This is a genomic window from Pseudomonas sp. PA27(2017) (genome assembly GCF_001945445.1).
Lineage (GTDB): Bacteria > Pseudomonadota > Gammaproteobacteria > Pseudomonadales > Pseudomonadaceae > Aquipseudomonas.
On sequence record NZ_MSXW01000006.1, the window covers coordinates 43,083 to 63,901 of the forward strand.

Genomic DNA, 20,819 nt, shown 5'->3' on the forward strand with positions numbered 1-20,819 from the left:
CAAGGACGTTTCTCTTTCCCTCGAACAAGCGCCCCACATGTTCAGACCCCTGTCCGTTTTTCTCGGTACGCGCTACACGCGGGCCAAGCGTCGCAACCACTTCGTTTCGTTCATTTCCCTGACCTCGATGATCGGGCTGGCACTTGGTGTGCTGGTGATGATCCTGGTGTTGTCGGTCATGAACGGCTTCGACCATGAAATGCGCACCCGCGTGCTGGGTATGGTGCCCCACGCGACCATCGAGAGCGCTACGCCGATCACCGACTGGCAGCGCCTGGCCGACCGCGCGTTGGAGAACCCGCAGGTGCTGGCGGTGGCGCCTTTCAGTCAGATGCAGGGCCTGCTGACCAACGACGGCAAGGTGCAAAAGGTATTGATCAATGCCGTGGATCCCGTCGAGGAGCCCAAGGTGTCGATCATCGGCGACTTCTTCCGGGAAGGTCGCCTCGAGGATCTGCAGCCGGGCACCTTCGGCATCGTCATCGGCGACAAGGCCGCCGCCAAGCTCGGCGTCGGCATGGGCGACAAGATCACTTTCGTGGCGCCGGAAGTCACCGTTACCCCGGGCGGCGTGTTCCCGCGCCTGAAGCGCTTTACCGTGGTCGGCATCTTCCATGTCGGTGCTGGCGAAATCGACGGATTCATGGCCATGACTCACGTCCAGGATCTGGCCCGCCTGCAGCGTCATCAGCCTGACCAGGTCCAGGGTATCCGCCTCAAGTTCGCCGACCTGTTCCAGGCGCCGCGCACCGCCTGGCAACTGGCCCAGAGCTTCGGTCAGCAGGATTACCTGGCCCGCGACTGGACGCGCACCCACGGCAACCTCTATCAGGCCATCCGCATGGAAAAAGCCATGATCGGCTTGCTGCTGCTGCTGATCGTTGCCGTCGCCGCGTTCAACATCATTTCCACGCTTGTGATGGTGGTCACCGACAAGAAGGGCGACATCGCCATTCTGCGCACCCTGGGCGCCACGCCGATGCAGATCATGGCCACCTTCATGGTGCAGGGCACGGTGATCGGGGTAATCGGCACCATCATCGGTGCGGTGCTGGGCATTCTCGCCGCGCTGAACATCAGCGCCATCATCGCCGGCGTCGAGCGCCTGCTGGGCTTCAAGTTTCTCAATGCCGACGTGTATTTCATCGACTACCTGCCGTCGCAGCTGATGCTCGCCGACGTGGTGCAAGTGTGCGGTGCGGCATTGGTCCTGAGTTTCCTCGCTACTCTTTATCCGGCCTGGCGCGCGGCGCGCACCCAGCCCGCGGAGGCATTACGTTATGAGTGAACCGGTCGTGCAGGCGCAAGGCGCCGTGCTCAGCTGCCGCAACCTGAGCAAGCGCTACGAAGAAGGCCCGCAATCGGTGGTAGTGCTCGACGATCTGCAGCTGGAGCTGTTTCCCGGCGAGCGCGTGGCCATCGTCGGCAGTTCCGGTTCGGGCAAAAGCACGCTGCTCAACATGCTCGGCGGCCTGGATACGCCGAGCAGCGGCAGCGTCTGGCTGGCTGGCGAGGAGCTGTCGGCACTCAACGAGAAGCAACGCGGCCTGCTGCGTAACCGCGCGCTGGGCTTCGTCTACCAGTTTCACCACCTGCTTGCCGAGTTCACTGCGCTGGAGAACGTGTGCATGCCGCTGTTGATCGGCAAAACGTCGATTCCCGAAGCGCGCCAGCGCGCCACCGAGCTGCTCGAGCGAGTCGGCCTTGGCCATCGCCTGAGCCACAAGCCGGCCGAGCTGTCCGGCGGTGAGCGCCAGCGTGTGGCGATCGCCCGGGCACTGGTCAACCGCCCCGGCCTGGTGCTGCTCGACGAGCCTACCGGCAACCTCGATTCCCATACTGCCCAGGGTATTCAGGAGTTGATGCGCGAGCTGAGCAGCCAGTCGCAGACCGCCTTCCTGATCGTGACCCACGATCTGCATCTGGCGCGGCAGATGGACCGGGTGCTGAGCCTGGAAGACGGCAAGCTGGTGCGCGCCTGATGTTTCGCCCGCTGAGTGTCTTCATCGGCCTGCGTTATACCCGCGCCAAGCGGCGCAATCATTTCATCTCGTTCATTTCCCTGACCTCGATGATCGGCCTGTCCCTGGGCGTGCTGGCGATGATCGTGGTGCTGTCGGTGATGAACGGCTTTCACCGGGAAATGAGCTCGCGCATCCTCGGCATGGTGCCCCACGCTACCATCGCCGGGGCACCTGCCCTGGCCGACTGGCAGGCGCCGGCCAAGGTGGCGCTGCAAAATCCGCAGGTCGAGGCCGCGGTGCCGTTCGCCGAGCTGGAAGGCATGCTTTCCTACCGCGGCGTGATGCAGCCGATCCAGCTGCATGGCATCGACCCGGCGCTGGAGCCGAAGGTCTCGATCATCGGTGACCACATGGTGCAGGGCCGGCTGAGCGATCTGCGCGAAGGCGAGTACGGGGTGATCATCGGCGAGATCACCGCACGGCGTTTCCAGCTACAGATCGGCGACCGCTTGGCGCTGATCGTGCCGGAAGTCAGCTCCGTGCCTGGTGGCATCACGCCGCGCATGCAGCGTTTGAACGTGGTCGGCATCTTCAAGGTCGGCGCCGACCTGGACAGCTCCCTGGCGCTGATCAACGTCGCCGATGCCGCGCAGATCCAGCGCCTGGAGCCGGGGTCGGTGCAGAGCATCCGCCTCAAGCTCAAGAACCTGTATCAGTCGCCCCAGGTGGCGGCGGCGATTGCCGCGCAATTGGGCGAGGGCTACCACGCCAGCGACTGGACCCAGACCCAGGGCAGCCTGTTCAGCGCCATGAAGATGGAAAAGACCATGATCGGTCTGTTGCTGCTGCTGATCGTCGCGGTGGCGGCCTTCAACATCATCGCCACGCTGATCATGGTGGTTGCCGACAAGGGCGCCGATATCGCCATCCTGCGTACGCTGGGTGCCACGCCACGGCAAATCATGGGCATCTTCATGGTCCAGGGCACGGTGATCGGCGTGATCGGCACACTGATCGGTGGCGTGCTGGGCGTGCTGGCGGCGCTCAACGTCAGCGAACTGGTGGGTTGGTTGGAGCGCGTCAGCGGCCAGCACGTGTTCAGCTCCGACGTGTACTTCATCAGCACCTTGCCGTCGGAGTTGCAGGTCGCCGACGTGGTACTGATCTGCAGTGCCGCGCTGACCCTGAGCTTCCTCGCCACCTTGTATCCGTCCTGGCGCGCATCACGTACCCAGCCGGCCGAGGCATTGCGTTACGAGTGACGCCCGCCGCCGCATCATCCGCCTGCTAGGCTCGCAAGGCCGCTATGAACGTAGCGGCCTTCGCGTTTCTGTACCCTTTGCTCAGCGGGACGTCCATGGGCGGCACTCGAACAGGCGATTTGCGTAGCGCTTTGCTGGCATTGGCAGCCGGCTTGCTGCTGCTGCGCTTCCTGCCGCAACTACCGCCCACCTCTTTGTTGTGGATGACGGCGCTGCTGGGGCTGGTACTTCTGGTTTCTCGCGGCTATCTGGTCGGTCTGTTTCTGCTTGGTTTCAGTTGGGCATGTACCTCTGCGCAATGGGCGCTGGATGATCGCCTGGAGCCGGAACTGGACGGTCGCACGTTGTGGTTGGAGGGCAGGGTGGTCGACCTGCCGGACGTGCGCGAAGGCGTGGTGCGCTTTCATCTGGCCGAGCCATACTCGCGTCGCGCCGAGCTGCCGCAGTTGCTGCGCCTGTCCTGGTACGACGGGCCGGAGATTCGTGCCGGTGAGCGCTGGCGCGTGGCGGTGAACCTCAAGCGGCCCCATGGGCTGGTCAATCCGCAATCCTTCGATTACGAGGCGTGGCTCTTGGCCCAGCGCATAGGCGGGGTGGGCACCATCAAGTCCGGCCAGCGCCTGAGCGAAGCCGGCGGCAGTTCGGCATGGCGCGATGGGTTGCGCCAGCACATGCTCGCCAAGGATCCCCATGGCCGCGCCGGTGGCCTGGCCGCTCTGGTGCTGGGCGACAGTTCTGGCCTGTCGGTGGCCGACTGGCGGGTGCTGCAGGACACCGGCACCGTGCACCTGTTGGTGATCTCCGGCCAGCACGTGACGCTGGTGGCCGGCATGTTCTACGGCCTGGTGTTCTGGCTGGCGCGCCTGGGCTGGTGGCCGCGCACGCTGCCCTGGCTGCCGGTTGCCTGTCTGTTGGGCTTCGCATCGGCGCTGGGCTACAGCTTGCTGGCGGGTTTCGAGGTGCCGGTGCAGCGTGCCTGCGCAATGATCGGCCTGGTACTTTTATGGCGCTGGCGTTTTCGTCACCTGGGTATCACCTTGCCGTTGCTGGTGGCGCTGGTCGCAGTGCTGATTCTCGAACCGCTGGCGGTCTTGCAGCCAGGCTTCTGGTTGTCGTTCGGCGCGGTGGGGCTGCTGATTCTGATCTTCGCCGCGCGCCTGGGGGCCTGGGCCTGGTGGCGCACCCTGGGTCGCGCGCAGTGGGCAATGACCGCGGGCCTGCTACCGATGTTGCTGGCCCTTGGCCTGCCGGTCAGTGCCAGCAGCCCGCTGGCCAATCTAATCGCCGTACCCTGGGTCGGCTTCGCCGTGGTGCCGCTGGCATTGCTTGGCACCTTGCTGCTACCGGTGCCCTGGCTCGGCGAGGGGCTGCTGTGGCTAGCCGGCTTCTCGCTGGAGTGGCTGTTTCGCGTGCTTGGGGCGATGGCCGAGTGGCTGCCGGCCTGGTTGCCCAGCGACCTGCCGTTGTGGGGCTGGCTGCTGGTGGCGCTGGGGGCCTTGTTCATTCTGCTGCCCAGCGGTGTGCCAATGCGCGGCCTGGGGCTGATCCTGCTGCTGCCTTTGTTTTTCACGCCTGTACCGCGGCCTGCCGAGCAGCGCGCCGAGGTGTGGATGCTGGACGTCGGCCAGGGCCTGTCGATGCTGGTGCTGACCCGCCATCACGCGTTGCTGTACGACGCCGGCCCCAGTTTCGGCGACTTCGACATGGGCGAGCGGGTGGTGCTGCCGTCGTTGCGGGCGCTGGACGTGCGCGGGCTGGACATGCTGCTGATCAGTCATTCGGACAACGATCATTCCGGAGGTGCCGAAGCGGTGGCGCGTGGCATGCCGGTCAAGCGCGTAGTCAGCGGCGAAGCTCCTGAGCTACCCGGGGGGCTTGGTGCGGAGGATTGCGAGGAAACGAGTTGGTCGTGGGATGGCGTGCAATTCGACACCTGGCGCTGGGCCGATGCGGCGAACAGCAACCAGTCATCCTGCGTGTTGATCATCGAGGCTGCCGGCGAGCGCATCCTGCTGACCGGTGATATCGATGCCCGGGCCGAGCGTGCACTGATCGACACGGGCCGTGACCTGCAGGCTCACTGGCTGGTGGCGCCGCACCACGGCAGCCGCAGCTCGTCGTCCTGGGCGTTGCTCAAGACGGTGCAGCCCCGGGCGGTGCTGTATTCGCGGGGCAACCATAACGCCTATGGCCATCCCCATCCGGCAATCGTCTCTCGCTACGAGGTCTTCGATGCCCGTGCCTACGACAGCGTCGAGACCGGCGCGCTGCGTATCGACCTCGGCAGCTTTGACGAGCCGCAGGCGTTGCGTGAAATACCGCGTTTCTGGCGGGAAAAATGAGAACCGCAGCCGTCGGCGACATCACGACCCTATGCTAGAGTGGCGCCACTTTTGCGAAGGGGATCTGCCACCGTGTGGGAACTGGTTAAAGCTGGCGGCTGGGTGATGCTGCCGATCATTCTGTGTTCAATCGCTGCCCTGGGCATCATTGTTGAGCGTCTGTGGACGCTGCGCGTCAGCCGCGTCACGCCACCGCATCTGCTGGGGCAGGTCTGGCGCTGGATCAAGGACAAACAGCTGAACAGCCAGAAGCTCAAGGAACTGCGCGCCGACTCCCCACTCGGTGAGATCCTCGCAGCGGGCCTGGCCAACTCCAAGCATGGTCGCGAGATCATGAAAGAGTGCATCGAGGAGGCCGCCGCACGGGTGGTGCACGAAATGGAGCGCTACCTCAATGCGCTGGGCACCATCGCCGGCATCACGCCGCTGCTCGGCCTGCTCGGTACGGTAATCGCCATGATCGACATCTTCGGCTCGTTCATGGGCGGAAGCACCGCCAACCCGGCGCTGCTCGCCGGCGGTATCGCCAAGGCGCTGATCACCACCGCATCGGGCCTCACCGTGGCGATTCCAGCCCTGTTCTTCCACCGCTTCCTACAGCGCCGTGTCGATGAACTGGTCATCGGCATGGAGCAGGAGGCGATCAAATTGGTGGAGATGGTGCAGGGCGAACGCGACGTCGACCTGGCCGAGGAGCCCAAGCCGGCCAAGGGGAGCAAAAAGGCGTGAAGTTCAGACGTAGACGGCGTGAGCAGGTCGAGATCAATCTCGCCTCGCTGATCGACGTGGTGTTCATCCTCCTGCTGTTTTTCGTGGTAAGCACCACTTTCACCCGTGAGACCCGTATGCAGGTCGATCTGCCCGAGGCGGCCAGTGGCACGCCGCCGGAGCAGAGCGAGCTCAAGCAGCTGGAAGTGGTGATTTCCGCTGACGGCGCTTTCTCGCTCAACGGTCAGGCGCTGATCAAGAACGACCTGGACAACCTGATGGCTGCGTTGCAGAAAGAATCCGGCGGCGACAACAGCCTGCCGCTGACCATCAGCGCCGATGCCAAGACCAGCCACCAGTCGGTGATCACTGCCATGGACGCCGCCGGCAAGCTGGGCTTCGCGCACCTGCGTATCACCACGGTCGAGACCCAGGCCGCACCCTGATGGCGAGCCTGTCCGACCGCCTGGTACGGGCGTGGTATGCGGGGCACCCGGCGCTGGCTTTGTTGCGCCCGCTGGAGGCCCTTTACCGCCGCGTGGTAGAGCGCAAGCGCGAGCGTTTCCTGGCCGGTGACGGCGAGATCTACCGCGCGCCGGTGCCGCTGATCGTGGTGGGTAACATCACCGTCGGTGGTACCGGCAAAACCCCGTTGATTCTCTGGCTGGTCGAGCAGTGCCAGGCCCGCGGCCTGCGCGTTGGGGTGATCAGCCGCGGCTACGGCGCCAAGCCGCCGAGCCTGCCCTGGCGGGTTCGCGCCGAACAGAGTGCCGAGCAGGCGGGGGACGAACCCTTGCTGATCGTGCAACGCAGCGGCGTGCCGTTGATGATCGACCCGGATCGCAGCCGTGCGGCCCGCGCGCTGCTTGCCGAGGAGCCGCTGGATCTGTTGCTCAGCGACGACGGCCTGCAGCATTACCGCCTGGCCCGCGACGTGGAACTGGTGCTGATCGACGCCGCTCGCGGCCTCGGCAATGCCCGCTGTCTGCCCGCCGGGCCGCTGCGCGAGCCGGCCGAGCGCCTGCAGAGCGTGGATGCCTGCCTCTACAATGGCGCGCCCGAGGATCCACCTGGCGGCTACGCCTTCACCCTGGTGCCCAGCGCGCTGATCAACCTGCGCAGCGGTGAGCGCCGTTCACTCGATCATTTCCCCCCCGGCCAGGCCGTGCACGCCGTGGCCGGCATTGGGAACCCGCAGCGTTTCTTCAAGACCCTCGAGGCGCTACACTGGCGGCCTGTCGCGCATGCCTTCGCCGACCATGCTGCCTACAGCGCGGAGCTGCTGAATTTCTCGCCGGCGCTGCCGCTGGTGATGACCGAGAAGGATGCGGTGAAATGCCGGGCCTTCGCGGCCGACGACTGGTGGTACCTAGCCGTCGATGCCCAGCCGTCCGCTGCTTTCCGCGCCTGGTTCGACGCCCGGCTGGAACGTCTGCTCGGCGAACGACACTAAGCCTGCGCGCCTATTTCCTCCCTGTTCTCAAGGATTTCCCATGGACCCGAAACTGCTCGATATCCTGGCTTGCCCAATCACCAAGGGCCCACTCAAGCTCAGCCAGGACAAGACCGAACTGATCAGCAAGGGCGCCGGTGTGGCCTATCCGATCCGCGACGGCATTCCGGTCATGCTGGAAAGCGAAGCCCGCACCCTCAACGATGACGAGCGCCTGGACAAGTAACATGAGCAACGCCTTTACCGTGGTTATTCCAGCGCGCTATGCGTCGACCCGCCTGCCTGGCAAGCCGCTGCAGGACATCGCCGGCAAGCCGATGGTCCAGCATGTCTGGGAGCAGGCCTGCAAGAGCAGTGCGACCCAGGTAGTAGTGGCCACCGACGATGCGCGCATCGTCGAAGCATGCAAAGGCTTTGGCGCCCAGGTGCTGCTGACCCGCGTCGACCATAACTCCGGTACCGATCGCCTGGCCGAAGTGGCCGCGGCGCTGGGCCTGGCAGCCGATGCCATCGTGGTCAACGTGCAGGGCGACGAGCCGCTGGTGCCGCCGTCGATCATCGATCAGGTGGCCGCCAACCTGGCTGGCAATCCCCAGGCGGGCATCGCCACCCTGGCCGAGCCGATCGAGGATGTCGCCGCGCTGTTCAATCCCAACGTGGTCAAGGTCGCCAGCGACCTCAACGGCCTGGCGCTGACCTTCAGCCGAGCGCCGTTGCCCTGGGCGCGTGATGCCTTTGCCGCCGACCGTGACGCGTTGCCGGCGGGCGTGCCTTACCGCCGGCATATCGGCATTTATGCCTACCGCGCCGGGTTCCTGCAGGATTTCGTCGCCTGGGGCCCGTGCTGGCTGGAGAACACCGAATGCCTGGAGCAGCTGCGTGCGCTCTGGCATGGCGTGCGTATCCATGTCGCCGACGCCCTGGAAGCACCGCCCGCGGGCGTCGACACCCAGGAAGACCTGGATCGTGTCCGTCGTTTGCTAGGTGCCTGATGCGCGTCCTGTTCGTTTGCCTGGGTAACATCTGCCGTTCACCTACCGCCGAGGCGGTCATGCGTCAGCGCCTGCAGCAGGCCGGCTTGGCCGAGCGTATCGAAGTCGACTCCGCCGGTACTGGCGACTGGCACGTGGGCAAGGCGCCGGATTCGCGCACCCAGCAGGCGGCCAGCCGCCGTGGCTATGACCTGTCCAGCCTGCGCGGCCGCCAGGTCTCGGTGGATGATTTCGCGCGTTTCGACCTGATCCTCGCCATGGACGGCGCCAACCTGCGCGATCTGCAGCGTATGCGTCCGGCCCAGGCGCGGGGCGAGCTGGACCTCTACCTGCGCCGTTTCGAACTGGCCGAGGACGACGTGCCGGATCCGTATTACGGCGGCAGTGAGGGTTTCGAGCATGTGCTGGATCTGCTCGAGCAGGCCAGCGATGCCTTGTTGATCGAACTCAAGGGGCGGTTATGAGCCTGGTGGTGCAGTCGGGCGTATCGCTCAAGGCCTACAACACCTTCGGTGTGGATGTGGCCGCGCGCTACTGGGCCGAGGCGGGCGACGTGCAGCAGGTTCGTCAGGCGCTCGAAGCGGCGCGCGAGCGTCAGGTGCCGTTGCTGGTGCTAGGCGGTGGTAGCAACCTGCTGTTGACCGCCGATATCGAGGCGCTGGTGCTGCGTATGGTCGGCCGCGGCATTCGCGTGCTGGCCGACGACGGCGAGCACGTGCAGATCGAAGCCGAAGCCGGTGAGCCCTGGCACGACTTCGTGCTGTGGACGCTGGCTCAGGGCCTGGTCGGTCTGGAGAATCTCAGCCTGATTCCCGGCACGGTCGGCGCTTCGCCGGTGCAGAACATCGGCGCCTACGGCGTCGAGCTCAAGGACTGTTTTCTCGGTCTCACGGCCCTGGATCGGCAGAGCGGCGAGGTTCGCGAGTTCAGCCTGCAGGACTGCGCCTTCGCCTACCGTGACAGCCTGTTCAAGCGCGAAAGCGGGCGTTGGATCATCCTGCGCGTGCGCTTCGCCCTGAGCCGCAACGCAGCGCTGCATCTGGATTACGGCCCGGTGCGCCAGCGCCTGGCAGAGCAGGGTATCGAGGCGCCAACCGCCCTGGATGTCAGTCGCGCCATCTGCGCGATTCGTGGCGAGAAGCTGCCGGACCCGGCGCTGCTCGGCAATGCCGGCAGTTTCTTCAAGAATCCGCTGGTGCCCGCCGAACTGGCGCAGCGCCTGCAGTCCGAATACGTCGACCTGGTGGCCTACCCGCAGGCCGATGGCCAGGTGAAACTGGCTGCCGGCTGGCTGATCGAGAAGGCCGGCTGGAAGGGCTACCGCGACGGCGACGCTGGCGTGCACCGCCTGCAGGCGCTGGTGCTGGTCAACCATGGCAACGCCACCGGGCAGCAATTGCTCGGCCTGGCGCAGCGCATTCAGGTGGATATCGCCGAGCGTTTTGGTGTCAGCCTGGAGATCGAGCCGAACGTGCTCTGATTGCGTAGCCCCGCTGCATTGGCGGGGCTGCGTAGGTCTCCTTATCCCATTTCTCGTTGCTCCCGGGTATCGCTGCGCTCAACCGCGGGCTACATCGCGCATATCCCCGCGTGTGCAGGGCAGGCTTTCCGTAGCCTGGGTTGAGCCCGGCGATACCCAGGTCAGTCCAGCTGATACAGGAGGCGACGGAGTCTCGAATCGCAGGCAATAAAAAAGGGATGCCGAAGCATCCCTTTCGTTTACGCGTCAGCTATCAGGCTTGCGGCTTGGGCGCATCCTGATCGCGCTGGGCGCTTTCGTCGACCGGCGTGACGATCACGTCAGCCTGTTCCGCTTGCTCGACCGGCTCGCTGGCCGGCTGGGCATCGACCACGGCTTCGCTTTCCGCGATCTGCGGCGCTTCAACCACTGGAGCAGCCTCGACGACGGCAGGCGCAACAGCGGCGGCCTTGGCAGCCTCCTCGGCTTCGCGAGCCAGGCGCTCTTCCTCACGCTTGCGACGACGCACTTCACGCGGATCGTTCGGTGCACGGCCGTTGCTGCTGGCCGGCGCTGCTGGCGCAGGCTGCTCGGCTGGCGCGACAGTGATCTGCTCGACGACGGGCTCGGCTTCAGCGATCGGGGCTGCTTCGACTGCAGGCGCTGCCTCGGTGACGACGGTAGTTTCGGCGATCGGCGCCTCGACCAGCGGCTTTTCGATGGCGGCTGCTTCAACGACAGCAGGCTCGCTGACCGGCTCGGCGACAACTGGCTGCTCAGCGACGGCTTCGAAAACCGGAGCCGGTTCACGTGGCTGCTCGACTTGCGGCAGTGCTTCGACCACCACGTCGGCGCGCTCGGCGACCACTGGCGCCGGCGCGTCTTCTACGGTCGGTGCCGGTTGCTCGGCTTCGACTGCAGCGGCAGCCTGAGCTGGCTCGGCAGGGGCGGCCGCCTGGCTTTCGCTGGCGACGTTCTGCTCGGCAGGTTGCTCGGTTTCTGCGATCACGGCGGCTACGGTAGCGGCGGCTGCGATGCTGGCGCCGGCGACCGGCTGCTCGGCATTTTCTTCGCTGCCTTCGATCGGGTTGCCATCGGCATCACGCTGACGCTCGCGACGGTTGCTGCGGCGACGCTGACCACGGGAGCGGCGACGTGGGCGCTCGCTGCCCTCGGTGCCGTCCTGCTCGTCATCCTGCTGCTCTTCGCCGTTCAGCACTTCTTCTTCGGCGCTATCGGCCTGAGCCTGCTCGGTGCGTGGTTGACGCTCCTCACGAGGTTGACGTGGCTGACGCGGCTCGCGTTGCGGGCGTTCGGCACGGGGTGCTTCCTCGCTGGCAACGGCGGCGTTCTCGTTCTGCGGCTCGGCGTCCAGCGGGGCACGCAGTTCGCGTGGCTGACGCTCTTCGCGCGGGCGACGCTCGCGGCGGTTTTCCTGGCCTTCACGCGGTTCGCGCGGCGGACGGGATTGACGCACTTCCTGAGGCTCGCGTACTTCCACGTTTTCACGCGGCTGGCGATCTTCACGCGGAGCGCGAGGCTGACGCTCTTCACGCGGTGCACGCTCTTCACGTGGCGCACGTTCTTCGCGGGCTGCGCGATCTTCACGTGGGGCGCGCTCTTCGCGTGGCTTGCGGTCGTCGTCACGGCGGTTGCCGCGGTTGCGGTTCTGCTGACGGCCGTTGCGACGTTCGTCACCACGCGGCTGACGCTCGCCCGCTTTCTTCTCGACGACGGTCGGCTTTTGCTCTTCGGCGCCGGCGAACAGACCGACCAGGGATTTCACCAGGCCTTTGAACAGGCCACCGGCAGGCGCTGCAGCGGCAACCGGGGCAGCCGGAGCGGCTTCGCTGACCGGAGCCGGCGCGCTGCGTGGCGGCGCGGCCTTGATGGCGGCTTCCTGGCGAACCAGGGTGCGAGTGGCGGCTGCCGGTTTCTCTTCTTCGGCTTCGACCGTGGCCATTTCGTAGCTGGTCTGGGCGCTCTGGGCTTCCGGGCTGTCGTCACGGATACGCTGCACTTCGAAGTGCGGGGTTTCCAGATGATCGTTCGGCAGGATGACGATGCGCGCACGGGTACGCAGTTCGATCTTGGTGATCGAGTTGCGCTTCTCGTTGAGCAGGAAGGCGGCGACCGGGATCGGCACCTGGGCGCGTACTTCGGCAGTGCGGTCCTTCAGGGCTTCTTCTTCGATCAGGCGCAGGATGGCCAGCGACAGCGATTCGACATCGCGGATGATGCCCTGACCGTTGCAGCGCGGGCAGACGATGCCGCTGCTTTCGCCCAGGGAGGGACGCAGGCGCTGACGGGACATTTCCAGTAGGCCGAAGCGCGAGATGCGGCCGACCTGTACGCGGGCGCGGTCGGCTTCCAGGGCTTCGCGAACCTTCTCCTCGACGGCGCGCTGGTTCTTGGCCGGGGTCATGTCGATGAAGTCGATGACGATCAGGCCGCCGATGTCGCGCAGGCGCAGCTGGCGGGCGATCTCTTCGGCCGCTTCCAGGTTGGTCTGCAGGGCGGTTTCTTCGATGTCGCTGCCTTTGGTGGCGCGCGCCGAGTTGATGTCGATGGACACCAGGGCTTCGGTCGGGTCGATGTAGATCGAGCCGCCGGACGGCAGCTTCACTTCACGCTGGAAGGCGGTTTCGATCTGGCTTTCGATCTGGAAACGGTTGAACAGCGGCACGCTGTCTTCGTACAGCTTGATCTTGCTGGCGTACTGCGGCATTACCTGGCGAATGAAGGTCAGGGCTTCTTCCTGGGCTTCGACGCTGTCGACCAGTACTTCGCCGATGTCCTGGCGCAGGTAGTCGCGGATGGCGCGGATGATGACGTTGCTTTCCTGGTAGATCAGGAACGGGGCAGGGCGGTCCTGGGAGGCTTCCTTGATGGCGCTCCACAGTTGCAGCAGGTAATCGAGGTCCCACTGCATTTCTTCGCTGCTGCGGCCCAGGCCGGCAGTGCGCACGATCAAACCCATGTCGCCCGGGATGTCGAGGCCGTTCAGCGCTTCGCGCAGTTCGTTGCGCTCTTCACCCTCGATACGGCGGCTGATGCCACCGGCGCGCGGGTTGTTGGGCATCAGCACCAGGTAGCGGCCGGCGAGGCTGATGAAGGTGGTCAGGGCTGCGCCCTTGTTGCCACGCTCTTCTTTCTCGACCTGAACGATGACTTCCTGGCCTTCCTTGAGCACGTCCTTGATGTTGACGCGGCCTTCGGGGGCCTTGCTGAAGTATTCGCGGGAGATTTCTTTGAGGGGAAGGAAGCCGTGACGCTCGGAGCCGAAGTCGACGAACGCCGCTTCGAGGCTGGGTTCTACGCGGGTGATGCGACCTTTGTAGATGTTGGATTTCTTCTGTACACGGGCGCCGGACTCGATGTCCAGATCGTACAGGCGCTGGCCATCTACCAGCGCAACACGCAACTCTTCGGGTTGAGTTGCGTTAATCAGCATTCTTTTCATGTGGTACCAGTGGTTTCCGGTGCTGCCGGAAGCCGCGTTAGGCACACACGACGATCAGGGTCGGTGTCAGGTGCGTCAGAAACGGGCGTAAATCGTTTCATTGTCTAGCGGCAGCAGCCAGTTGTGCTGGGCCGCGACGGACGTCTCCTGCTTGCTGTATGTGACAGAAAGCCCTCAGAACTCGCTTGTGATCGGCTAAGCATCGGCCTTGCTGCGTTAACACCGGTCTGGAAGGCCCGTTTACCATTGAAGTAAAGGTCGTTTCCTTGCCCGCCCCATATTGGGGGCTGTTACTAACGTAGCGTCTTGCTTGGCGCTAGCTCGCGAGACCTTAAACAGGTTCTCAGTCAGGAGGAGGAATCAAGGGTCGGTAGCGGACGATATGACGCGTCTCTGATAAAGCTCTTTGCTACGCAGGCCGACCGTTGTGCATCTCCACCCTACACGTATCGCTGAAAATCGGGTGCCGCTCACGAAAATCCGCAGCGGGTTGGCATTACCGCGACCGTCCAATTGGGCAGGTCACGCATCTGTGTCTCAGGCCTTGTTTCCGAGTTTCTCGAGCAGCCATGCTGGCCTTTCGCTCTCCGAGATGCCCGTCGGACGGCCTTATGTCCTGAAGTGGGTTGCTCGATTCGCGATGGCGGTTTGGCAACATCCGCGAATCAGGCCGCTTTTGACGGCATTCGCGACTATAGCAGCAATGATTAAGTGCTTCAAATGCATAAAAATTGTATGATCGCGGGCATGACGACACCTACTCCCCCAACCTCCGGCGTTCAGCTGCTCGAGGTCGCGCCTGAGCTCGCGGGTCAGCGCATCGACAACTTCCTTCGCAACCAACTCAAGGGTGTTCCCAAGACCTTGATCTACCGCATCCTGCGCAAGGGTGAGGTACGGGTCAACAAGGGGCGCATCAAGCCCGAGTACAAGCTGCAGGCCGGCGACATCGTGCGGGTGCCGCCGCTGCGCCTGGCCGAGCGAGACGAACCGGAGCCGCTGGCCCAGGGCCTGTTGCAGCGCCTGGAAGCCGCCATCGTCTATGAGGACAAGGCGCTGATCGTGCTCAACAAGCCGGCCGGTATCGCCGTGCATGGCGGCAGCGGCCTCAATTACGGGGTGATCGAGGCGTTTCGCCAATTGCGCCCGGACGCCAAGGATCTGGAACTGGTGCACCGCCTGGACCGCGATACCTCAGGCCTGCTGATGATCGCCAAGAAGCGCAGTATGCTGCGCCACTTGCACGAGCAACTACGCGGCGATGGCGTCGACAAGCGCTACATGGCGCTGGTGCGTGGCCACTGGGCAACCGCCAAGAAGCAGATCAACGCGCCGCTGCTCAAGAGCAATCTGCGTTCCGGTGAGCGTATGGTCGAGGTCAACCCGGAAGGCAAGGAAGCACTGACCGTGTTTCGCGTGCTGCGTCGCTTCGGTGAGTTCGCCACCCTGGTCGAGGCCAAGCCGGTGACCGGCCGTACTCACCAGATTCGCGTGCATGCCCAGTACGGTGGGCATTGCATCGCCGGTGACAGCAAGTACGGCGATGACGACTTCACCCGCGAGATTCGCGAACTGGGCGGCAAGCGCCTGTTCCTGCACGCCTACGAGCTGAACATCCCGCTGCCAGAAGGCGGCGTGCTGAAGCTCGAGGCGCCGGTCGACGAGGTGTGGGCCCGCACCGTGGAGCGCCTGAGTGCGTGACTACAAGCTGCTGATCTTCGACTGGGATGGCACCCTGGTCGACTCCATAGCCCGTATCGTCACCGCCATGCACCAGGCCGCCGATCTGTGCGGCGTGCCGCGGCGCAGCGACGAGGCGGTCAAGGGCATCATCGGCCTGGCGCTGCCGCAAGCGATCACCACCCTTTATCCGGAACTCGACGAAGCGGCGCACGTCGAACGCTTCCATGCCGCCTACAGCGAGTGCTACGTAGCTCTGGATCGGACGCCTTCGGCGTTCTTTGACGATGTCGAGCAGAGCCTGGCGAGGTTCCGCGAGCAGGGCTACCAGTTGGCGGTCGCCACCGGCAAGAGTCGCCGTGGCCTGCAGCGGATTCTCGACACCCTGGGCTGGCAGAATTATTTCGATATCACCCGCTGTGCCGATGAAACGGCCAGCAAGCCGGACCCGCGGATGTTGCACGAGATTCTGCAGCATTGCGGGGTGAGCGCCGAGCAGGCGTTGATGGTCGGCGATTCGTCGTTCGATCTGGAAATGGCCCAGCGCGCGGGCATGGATTCGGTGGCAGTGGGCTACGGCGCACAGACGCTGGAAGCGCTGAGCCTTTATGAGCCGAAATTGTCGATCAACCATTTCACGCAATTGAGTACCTGGCTGAGCTGCACGGTAGCCGAGACCCTAACCGAGGAGATTGAGCATGTGGGGTGAGAGAAAGACGTCATCGGTCTCCGAGAGCGATCCGAAGAGCTGGAAGCTCCTTGAAAAGACCTTGCTGGCCAGCGTCCATGAGCAGCGCCGCTCGCGCCGCTGGGGAATCTTCTTCAAGCTGCTGACCTTCATCTACCTGTTCGGCGCCCTGGCGCTGTTCTCGCCGCTGATCAGCAACCAGGGCAGCGGCAGCAGTTCGCCCCATACCGCGGTCATCGAAGTGCGCGGGATGATCGCCGACAAGGAAGCGGCCAGCGCCGACAACATCGTCGGCAGCCTGCGCGCTGCCTTCAAGGATACGAACACCAAGGGCGTGATCCTGCGCATCAACAGCCCAGGTGGCAGCCCGGTGCAGTCGGGCTATGTGTACGATGAGATCCGCCGCCTGCGTGACGAGAACCCGAACATCAAGGTCTACGCGGTGATTTCCGACCTAGGCGCGTCCGGTGCGTATTACATCGCCAGCGCCGCGGACCAGATCTACGCTGACAAAGCCAGTCTGGTGGGCTCCATCGGCGTCACGGCAGCCAGTTTCGGCTTCGTCGATACCATGGAGAAACTTGGCGTCGAGCGCCGTGTGTACACCTCGGGTGAGCACAAGGCATTCCTCGACCCATTCCAGCCGCAGAAGGACGAAGAAACCCGTTTCTGGAAAACGGTGCTGGACACCACCCACAAGCAGTTCATCGACAGCGTGAAGAAGGGCCGTGGCGATCGCCTCAAGGACGCCGAGCATCCCGAGCTGTTCTCCGGCCTGATCTGGTCCGGCGAGCAGGCCCTCGGCCTCGGCCTGATCGACGGGCTGGGCAGCACCAGCTACGTGGCTCGCGAGGTGATCGGCCAGGAAGAAATGGTCGACTTCACCGTGCAGGAAAGCCCGCTGGATCGCTTCACCAAGAAGCTCGGTGCCAGTGTTGCCGAGCATCTGGCCTTGTGGATGGGTTTTCAGGGGCCAACGCTGCGTTGATGGCGGCGTTGTAAATAGAGAGCCCCGGCCAGATGCCGGGGCTTTTTATTAGTTTCGAAAATCCACACACGCTGCCTTTATAGGGTATCTCTAAAAACGTTGGCGAGGCAGTCAGCGCAAGGCAAAAACAGGCGAAAAAGCGGAGTTTACTGCTGTAAATGAGCATTTTGAGCCTGTTTTTTAACGCCGTGCTGACAACGCAGGTAGTTTTTAGAGGTGCCCTATAGAGGACGTCAGGCGTTGCTGATGCTCTTGGCGTTTTTCTGCTGCTCGACCAGGGCGCGAATGCGCGGTAGCAGATCCTGGCCGTACTCCACGGCGTCGCGCAGTTGCTCGAAGCCGCGGAACAGGAAGGTGGTCACGCCAATGTTGTAGTACTCCAGCGCGGCTTCGGCGACCTGCTCCGCTGTGCCGACCAGTGAAGTGGAGTTGCCGGCGCCGCCGCTAAGGGCGGCGATCTCGGTCCACAGGCGTTTGTCATGCACCTTGCGTTGGCCCGCCAGTTCCACCAGGCGCGAGGAGCCCGCGTTGCTGGTGCCGAAGTTCTTGTCGCGACGTTTGCCCTGGCGCAGATGGATCAGCTCACGTGCATCAAGCAGGGTGCGCTCGGCGCGGGCCCAGGCTTGCTCTTCGGTGGCACCGAGGATCGGCCGCAGCGACAGGCTGAAGCGGATATGTTTTTCGCGACCGTATTTGGCGGCAGCCTTGCGCACCTTGGCGATGCGCTCGCGAACCTGCTCCAGCGGTTCGCCCCACATCATGTACACGTCGGCGTGCTTGGCGGCGACCTCCACGGCAGCGTCGGATGCGCCGGAGAAGTAGATAGGTACGTGTGGTTTCTGGATCGGCTTGACCAGCGTCAGGTTGTCTTCGATGCGGTAGTGCTCACCCTGGTGATCGAAGGGCTCGGTGCTCGTCCAGGTCTTGCGGAAGATGTCCAGGTATTCCTCGGTACGGGCGTATCGCGCGTCCTTGTCGAGGTAGTCGCCGTCGCGCTGCAGGTCGCCGCTGTCACCGCCGGTGATCACGTTGATCGAGGCGCGGCCGCGGCTGAGGTGATCGAGAGTGGCGAACTGCCGGGCGGCGAAGGTAGGTGCCTGAAAGCCCGGACGATGGGCGACCAGCAGGCCCAGCTTGTCGGTCACCGCGGCCACGTAGCTGGCCAGGATCATCGAATCCGGTGCGCTGGTGTTGACGGCCAGCAGGGCTTTGTCGAAACCGCCATATTCCTGGGCCTGGGCGAAGGCCTTGATGAAGTCGATGTCCACCGCCGGGCCACGTGGCGCCTGGGATTCGCTGGCTTCCTGGGGGCCTATCAGGCCGATGAATTCGAGGCTCATGGTTGCTCCTTTCTATTGAAGTGGGCTGCCACCGGCCCGCCTGGCGAGCGCGGCGACGGGCGATGCTCAGGCCACTCGGCCTTCCAGGCGGCGCACGGTGTTGCGGTTGGTGGGCACTGCCAGGCCGAAGTTGTCGCGCAGGGTTTGGCCTTCATAGTCGCGGCGCAGCAGGCCGCGCTCCTGCAGCAGGGGCACTACCAGTTCGGTGAAGTACTGCAGGCCGTCGGGCAGCAGCGAGTTGACGATGAAGCCGTCGGCGGCGCCGTCCTCGAACCAGTCCTGCAGGGCGTTGGCGACCGCTTGCGGCGTGCCGACGAAATCGCGGCGCGGGCGCGAGAACTGCAGGGCCACCTCGCGCAGGGTCAGGTGCTCGTCGCGGGCGCGCTGCTTGATCTGTTCCGACGTGCCCTTGTGGCTGTTGCTGCCCAGGTCGCCAAGGTCAGGGAAGGGCGCATCCAGTTCGTGACGACTGAAGTCGTAGTCGTTGAATGGGCGGCCAAGGGCAACGATGGCGTCCTCGATGCTGACCAGCTCGACGGCCTGCTGGTAGCGGCTTTCCACTTCCTCGTCATCACGGCCGATGATCGGGCGAATGCCCGGCAGGATGAATAGCTCATCCGGGTTGCGTCCGGCCTTGGCCGCGCGCTGTTTGAGGTCGGCGTAGTAGGCGCGGGCCTCGCTGAAGGATTCCGGGCTGACGAAGATCGCGTCGGCATTCTGGGCAGCGAAATTGCGGCCATCCTCGGAAGTGCCGGCCTGGAAGATCAGCGGCTGGCCCTGGCGCGAGCGCTGGATGTTGAGCGGGCCTTTGACCTTGAAGAATTCACCCTGGTGATCGAGGGTGTGCAGCTTGCTCGGGTCGAAGAATTCGCCGCTCTGCTTGTCGCGGGTGAAGGCGTCGTCTTCCCAGGAATCCCACAGCCCCTTGACCACATTCACGTGCTCGCGGGCGATGCGGTAGCGGGTGGCGTGGGGCGGATGCTCGGCTTTGCCGAAGTTGTCGGCGGTTCCGGAGAGCCACGAGGTGACCACGTTCCAGCCGGCACGCCCGCCGCTGATGTGATCGAGCGAGGCGAACTGCCGGGCGACCTGGAACGGCTCGCTGTAGCTCACCGTCACGGTGGCGACCAGGCCGATATTTTCGGTCACGGCGGCCAGTGCCGAAAGAATGGTCAGCGGCTCGAAGCGGTTGAGGTAGTGCGGGCTGGATTTGGCATGGATGTGCAGGCTGTCGGCGATGAACGCGAAGTCGAATTTGGCGCCTTCGGCCAGTTTGGCCTGCTGTTTGTAGAAGCCGAAATTCACACTGGCATCGGCCAGTGCATCCGGGTGGCGCCATTCGCCCCAGCCGTGGCCGACCCCGTGAATCATGGCGCCGAGTTTGATCTGTCGTTTGCTCATGGACGTTGCTCCTGTCGGATTACTGGGGCTGCACCTGGGCGAGCGCTTTTGCGGGTTGCTCGGCGCGGGCGGCGTTGAAGCTGGGGTCAAAGCCCTTGGAAACGTCCACGGCGCGGCTCAGCACGCCTTCTTCCAGGTAAATATCCGAGACTTGCTGCAAGCCGGCGATGACCTCGTCGGTGATTTCGGCGCGCGAATGGGCGGTGGCCTTGACTGATTCCAGATGCACCTCGACCGGCAGGCCGGTCACCCGCGCCTGGGCCTCTGCGTACGCCTGGTGGTGGTCGTTGGCCCAGAGGAAGGCGCGCTCGACCCGTTCGACGAAGTCTTCGAGCTGCACGCGTTTGCCGTCGATGGCGGTCTGCGTGGCGGCTAGGTAGAAATGGTTGGTCAGCAGGTTGTCACTGCTGCGCAGGATGCGTGCGCCGTTCTGGGTGATGGCGATGGTGGTGTACGGATCCCAGGTCGACCAGGCATCGGCGGCGCCGCTTTCCAGGGCGCTGCGGGCATCGGTGGGCAGCAGGTTGACGAAGGTCACGTCGGACGTTTTCAAGCCGGCTTCGCGTAGCGCGCGGATCACCAGAAAGTGGCCGATGGAACCCCGGTTGGTGACGATGCGTTGGCCCTTGAGGTCGGCCACGGTCTTCAGCGGCGAATCCTTCGGCACCAGGATCGAAGTGGTGTAGCGGCCATCACGCTTGATGATTTCCACCACCTTGAGTGGCGCGCCGGCGCCCAGGGCGAACACATAGGGCGCATCGCCCAGGCCACCGATGTCGACGGCGCCGGCGTTCAGCGCCTCGCCCAAGGGGGCGGCGGCCGGGAACTCGGAGAAGTCGATTTCGTACGGCACGTCGTCGAGTTCGCCGGCGGCCTCCAGCAGCAGCTTGATGCTGGATTTCTGGTTGGCGACACGCAGCGGCTCGAGGTCTGCGGCGCTGGCAAAGCCGCCGAACAGCAGGCTGCTGCCAAGCAGGGTGGTGAGGAGGGTGCGGATCAGCATGGGTGAGCTCCGGTCAGGCCGCCAGCGCGGCCAGGTTGGTCAAATAAAGGTGCGCGTGAGCGATGCCGCGTCGTGG

The 20,819-nt window shown here is 64.4% G+C and carries 18 protein-coding genes; 14 read left to right on the forward strand and 4 right to left on the reverse strand.

The features are described 5' to 3' along the window. Window positions 1–37 precede the first annotated feature (37 nt). From BVH06_RS02255 to murB, 11 genes are all read left to right on the forward strand, one after another. Window positions 38–1,288, forward strand: coding sequence for a lipoprotein-releasing ABC transporter permease subunit (locus BVH06_RS02255; RefSeq protein ID WP_075933034.1), 1,251 nt, complete (start codon window positions 38–40; stop codon window positions 1,286–1,288). Further along, window positions 1,281–1,982: a lipoprotein-releasing ABC transporter ATP-binding protein LolD gene (lolD, locus tag BVH06_RS02260; protein WP_075933035.1), complete on the forward strand. Its 702-nt coding sequence runs from the start codon at window positions 1,281–1,283 to the stop codon at window positions 1,980–1,982. Before BVH06_RS02255 ends, lolD begins: the two co-directional genes overlap by 8 nt. Then, window positions 1,982–3,226 carry a lipoprotein-releasing ABC transporter permease subunit gene (locus BVH06_RS02265; RefSeq protein WP_075929397.1) on the forward strand — a complete coding sequence of 415 codons (1,245 nt, stop codon included), beginning with the start codon at window positions 1,982–1,984 and terminating at the stop codon, window positions 3,224–3,226. The genes lolD and BVH06_RS02265 overlap by 1 nt, the downstream gene beginning before the upstream one ends. A 119-nt stretch (window positions 3,227–3,345) precedes the next feature. Beyond that, window positions 3,346–5,568 (forward strand): DNA internalization-related competence protein ComEC/Rec2, encoded by a 2,223-nt coding sequence (locus tag BVH06_RS02270; protein ID WP_177345387.1) that lies wholly within the window; start codon window positions 3,346–3,348, stop codon window positions 5,566–5,568. Between the two features lie 72 nt (window positions 5,569–5,640). After that, window positions 5,641–6,297 carry a MotA/TolQ/ExbB proton channel family protein gene (locus tag BVH06_RS02275; RefSeq protein ID WP_075929395.1) on the forward strand — a complete coding sequence of 219 codons (657 nt, stop codon included), beginning with the start codon at window positions 5,641–5,643 and terminating at the stop codon, window positions 6,295–6,297. Continuing rightward, window positions 6,294–6,722, forward strand: a complete 429-nt coding sequence (locus tag BVH06_RS02280; RefSeq protein WP_075929394.1) for a biopolymer transporter ExbD — start codon at window positions 6,294–6,296, stop codon at window positions 6,720–6,722. Before BVH06_RS02275 ends, BVH06_RS02280 begins: the two co-directional genes overlap by 4 nt. Beyond that, a complete protein-coding gene (lpxK, locus tag BVH06_RS02285) occupies window positions 6,722–7,729 on the forward strand; it encodes a tetraacyldisaccharide 4'-kinase (RefSeq protein ID WP_075929393.1) in 1,008 nt (335 codons plus the stop codon). Before BVH06_RS02280 ends, lpxK begins: the two co-directional genes overlap by 1 nt. 40 nt (window positions 7,730–7,769) lie before the next feature. Continuing rightward, complete coding sequence (locus tag BVH06_RS02290; protein ID WP_013791977.1) at window positions 7,770–7,955, forward strand: Trm112 family protein; 186 nt, start codon at window positions 7,770–7,772, stop codon at window positions 7,953–7,955. Window position 7,956: 1 nt separating this feature from the next. Further along, window positions 7,957–8,721, forward strand: coding sequence for a 3-deoxy-manno-octulosonate cytidylyltransferase (gene kdsB, locus BVH06_RS02295; RefSeq protein ID WP_075929392.1), 765 nt, complete (start codon window positions 7,957–7,959; stop codon window positions 8,719–8,721). Then, entirely contained in the window at window positions 8,721–9,185 is a 465-nt protein-coding gene (locus BVH06_RS02300; protein ID WP_075929391.1) for a low molecular weight protein-tyrosine-phosphatase, read from the forward strand. Before kdsB ends, BVH06_RS02300 begins: the two co-directional genes overlap by 1 nt. Then, window positions 9,182–10,201, forward strand: coding sequence for a UDP-N-acetylmuramate dehydrogenase (murB, locus tag BVH06_RS02305; RefSeq protein ID WP_075933036.1), 1,020 nt, complete (start codon window positions 9,182–9,184; stop codon window positions 10,199–10,201). Before BVH06_RS02300 ends, murB begins: the two co-directional genes overlap by 4 nt. A gap of 253 nt (window positions 10,202–10,454) precedes the next feature. On the opposite strand, the gene rne is transcribed toward murB, so the two are convergent. Continuing rightward, complete coding sequence (gene rne / locus BVH06_RS02310) at window positions 10,455–13,643, reverse strand: ribonuclease E (RefSeq protein ID WP_075933037.1); 3,189 nt, start codon at window positions 13,641–13,643, stop codon at window positions 10,455–10,457. 747 nt (window positions 13,644–14,390) lie between these two features. Here rne and rluC point away from each other — a divergent pair. The 3 genes from rluC to sppA are packed head-to-tail and all read left to right on the forward strand — an operon-like array spanning window position 14,391 to window position 16,999. Continuing rightward, window positions 14,391–15,344, forward strand: coding sequence for a 23S rRNA pseudouridine(955/2504/2580) synthase RluC (gene rluC / locus BVH06_RS02315; RefSeq protein ID WP_075933084.1), 954 nt, complete (start codon window positions 14,391–14,393; stop codon window positions 15,342–15,344). Next, window positions 15,337–16,032 carry an HAD-IA family hydrolase gene (locus tag BVH06_RS02320; RefSeq protein WP_075933038.1) on the forward strand — a complete coding sequence of 232 codons (696 nt, stop codon included), beginning with the start codon at window positions 15,337–15,339 and terminating at the stop codon, window positions 16,030–16,032. Before rluC ends, BVH06_RS02320 begins: the two co-directional genes overlap by 8 nt. Next, the gene (gene sppA / locus BVH06_RS02325; RefSeq protein ID WP_075933039.1) at window positions 16,022–16,999 is read left to right on the forward strand and encodes a signal peptide peptidase SppA; all 978 of its coding nucleotides are present in this window, start codon (window positions 16,022–16,024) and stop codon (window positions 16,997–16,999) included. Before BVH06_RS02320 ends, sppA begins: the two co-directional genes overlap by 11 nt. Before the next feature lie 233 nt (window positions 17,000–17,232). On the opposite strand, the gene BVH06_RS02330 is transcribed toward sppA, so the two are convergent. The 3 genes from BVH06_RS02330 to BVH06_RS02340 form a co-directional block, all read right to left on the reverse strand. Continuing rightward, entirely contained in the window at window positions 17,233–18,339 is a 1,107-nt protein-coding gene (locus BVH06_RS02330; RefSeq protein ID WP_075933040.1) for an LLM class flavin-dependent oxidoreductase, read from the reverse strand. Between the two features lie 66 nt (window positions 18,340–18,405). Further along, window positions 18,406–19,740 carry an LLM class flavin-dependent oxidoreductase gene (locus BVH06_RS02335; RefSeq protein ID WP_075933041.1) on the reverse strand — a complete coding sequence of 445 codons (1,335 nt, stop codon included), beginning with the start codon at window positions 19,738–19,740 and terminating at the stop codon, window positions 18,406–18,408. A 19-nt stretch (window positions 19,741–19,759) separates the two neighbouring features. Further along, entirely contained in the window at window positions 19,760–20,743 is a 984-nt protein-coding gene (locus BVH06_RS02340) for an ABC transporter substrate-binding protein (RefSeq protein ID WP_075933042.1), read from the reverse strand. Window positions 20,744–20,819: the final 76 nt, after the last annotated feature.

Excerpts from the sequence above, each read along its gene's own strand:
- lpxK (WP_075929393.1), top strand. The coding sequence starts at position 6,722 with ATGGCGAGCCTGTCCGACCGCCTGGTACGGGCGTGGTATGCGGGGCAC.
- rluC (WP_075933084.1), top strand. The coding sequence starts at position 14,391 with ATGACGACACCTACTCCCCCAACCTCCGGCGTTCAGCTGCTCGAGGTC.
- murB (WP_075933036.1), top strand. The coding sequence starts at position 9,182 with ATGAGCCTGGTGGTGCAGTCGGGCGTATCGCTCAAGGCCTACAACACC.
- BVH06_RS02340 (WP_075933042.1), bottom strand. The coding sequence starts at position 20,743 with ATGCTGATCCGCACCCTCCTCACCACCCTGCTTGGCAGCAGCCTGCTG.
- BVH06_RS02300 (WP_075929391.1), top strand. The coding sequence starts at position 8,721 with ATGCGCGTCCTGTTCGTTTGCCTGGGTAACATCTGCCGTTCACCTACC.
- BVH06_RS02330 (WP_075933040.1), bottom strand. The coding sequence starts at position 18,339 with ATGAGCCTCGAATTCATCGGCCTGATAGGCCCCCAGGAAGCCAGCGAA.
- BVH06_RS02265 (WP_075929397.1), top strand. The coding sequence starts at position 1,982 with ATGTTTCGCCCGCTGAGTGTCTTCATCGGCCTGCGTTATACCCGCGCC.
- kdsB (WP_075929392.1), top strand. The coding sequence starts at position 7,957 with ATGAGCAACGCCTTTACCGTGGTTATTCCAGCGCGCTATGCGTCGACC.
- BVH06_RS02290 (WP_013791977.1), top strand. The coding sequence starts at position 7,770 with ATGGACCCGAAACTGCTCGATATCCTGGCTTGCCCAATCACCAAGGGC.
- BVH06_RS02335 (WP_075933041.1), bottom strand. The coding sequence starts at position 19,740 with ATGAGCAAACGACAGATCAAACTCGGCGCCATGATTCACGGGGTCGGC.
- sppA (WP_075933039.1), top strand. The coding sequence starts at position 16,022 with ATGTGGGGTGAGAGAAAGACGTCATCGGTCTCCGAGAGCGATCCGAAG.
- BVH06_RS02255 (WP_075933034.1), top strand. The coding sequence starts at position 38 with ATGTTCAGACCCCTGTCCGTTTTTCTCGGTACGCGCTACACGCGGGCC.
- rne (WP_075933037.1), bottom strand. The coding sequence starts at position 13,643 with ATGAAAAGAATGCTGATTAACGCAACTCAACCCGAAGAGTTGCGTGTT.
- lolD (WP_075933035.1), top strand. The coding sequence starts at position 1,281 with ATGAGTGAACCGGTCGTGCAGGCGCAAGGCGCCGTGCTCAGCTGCCGC.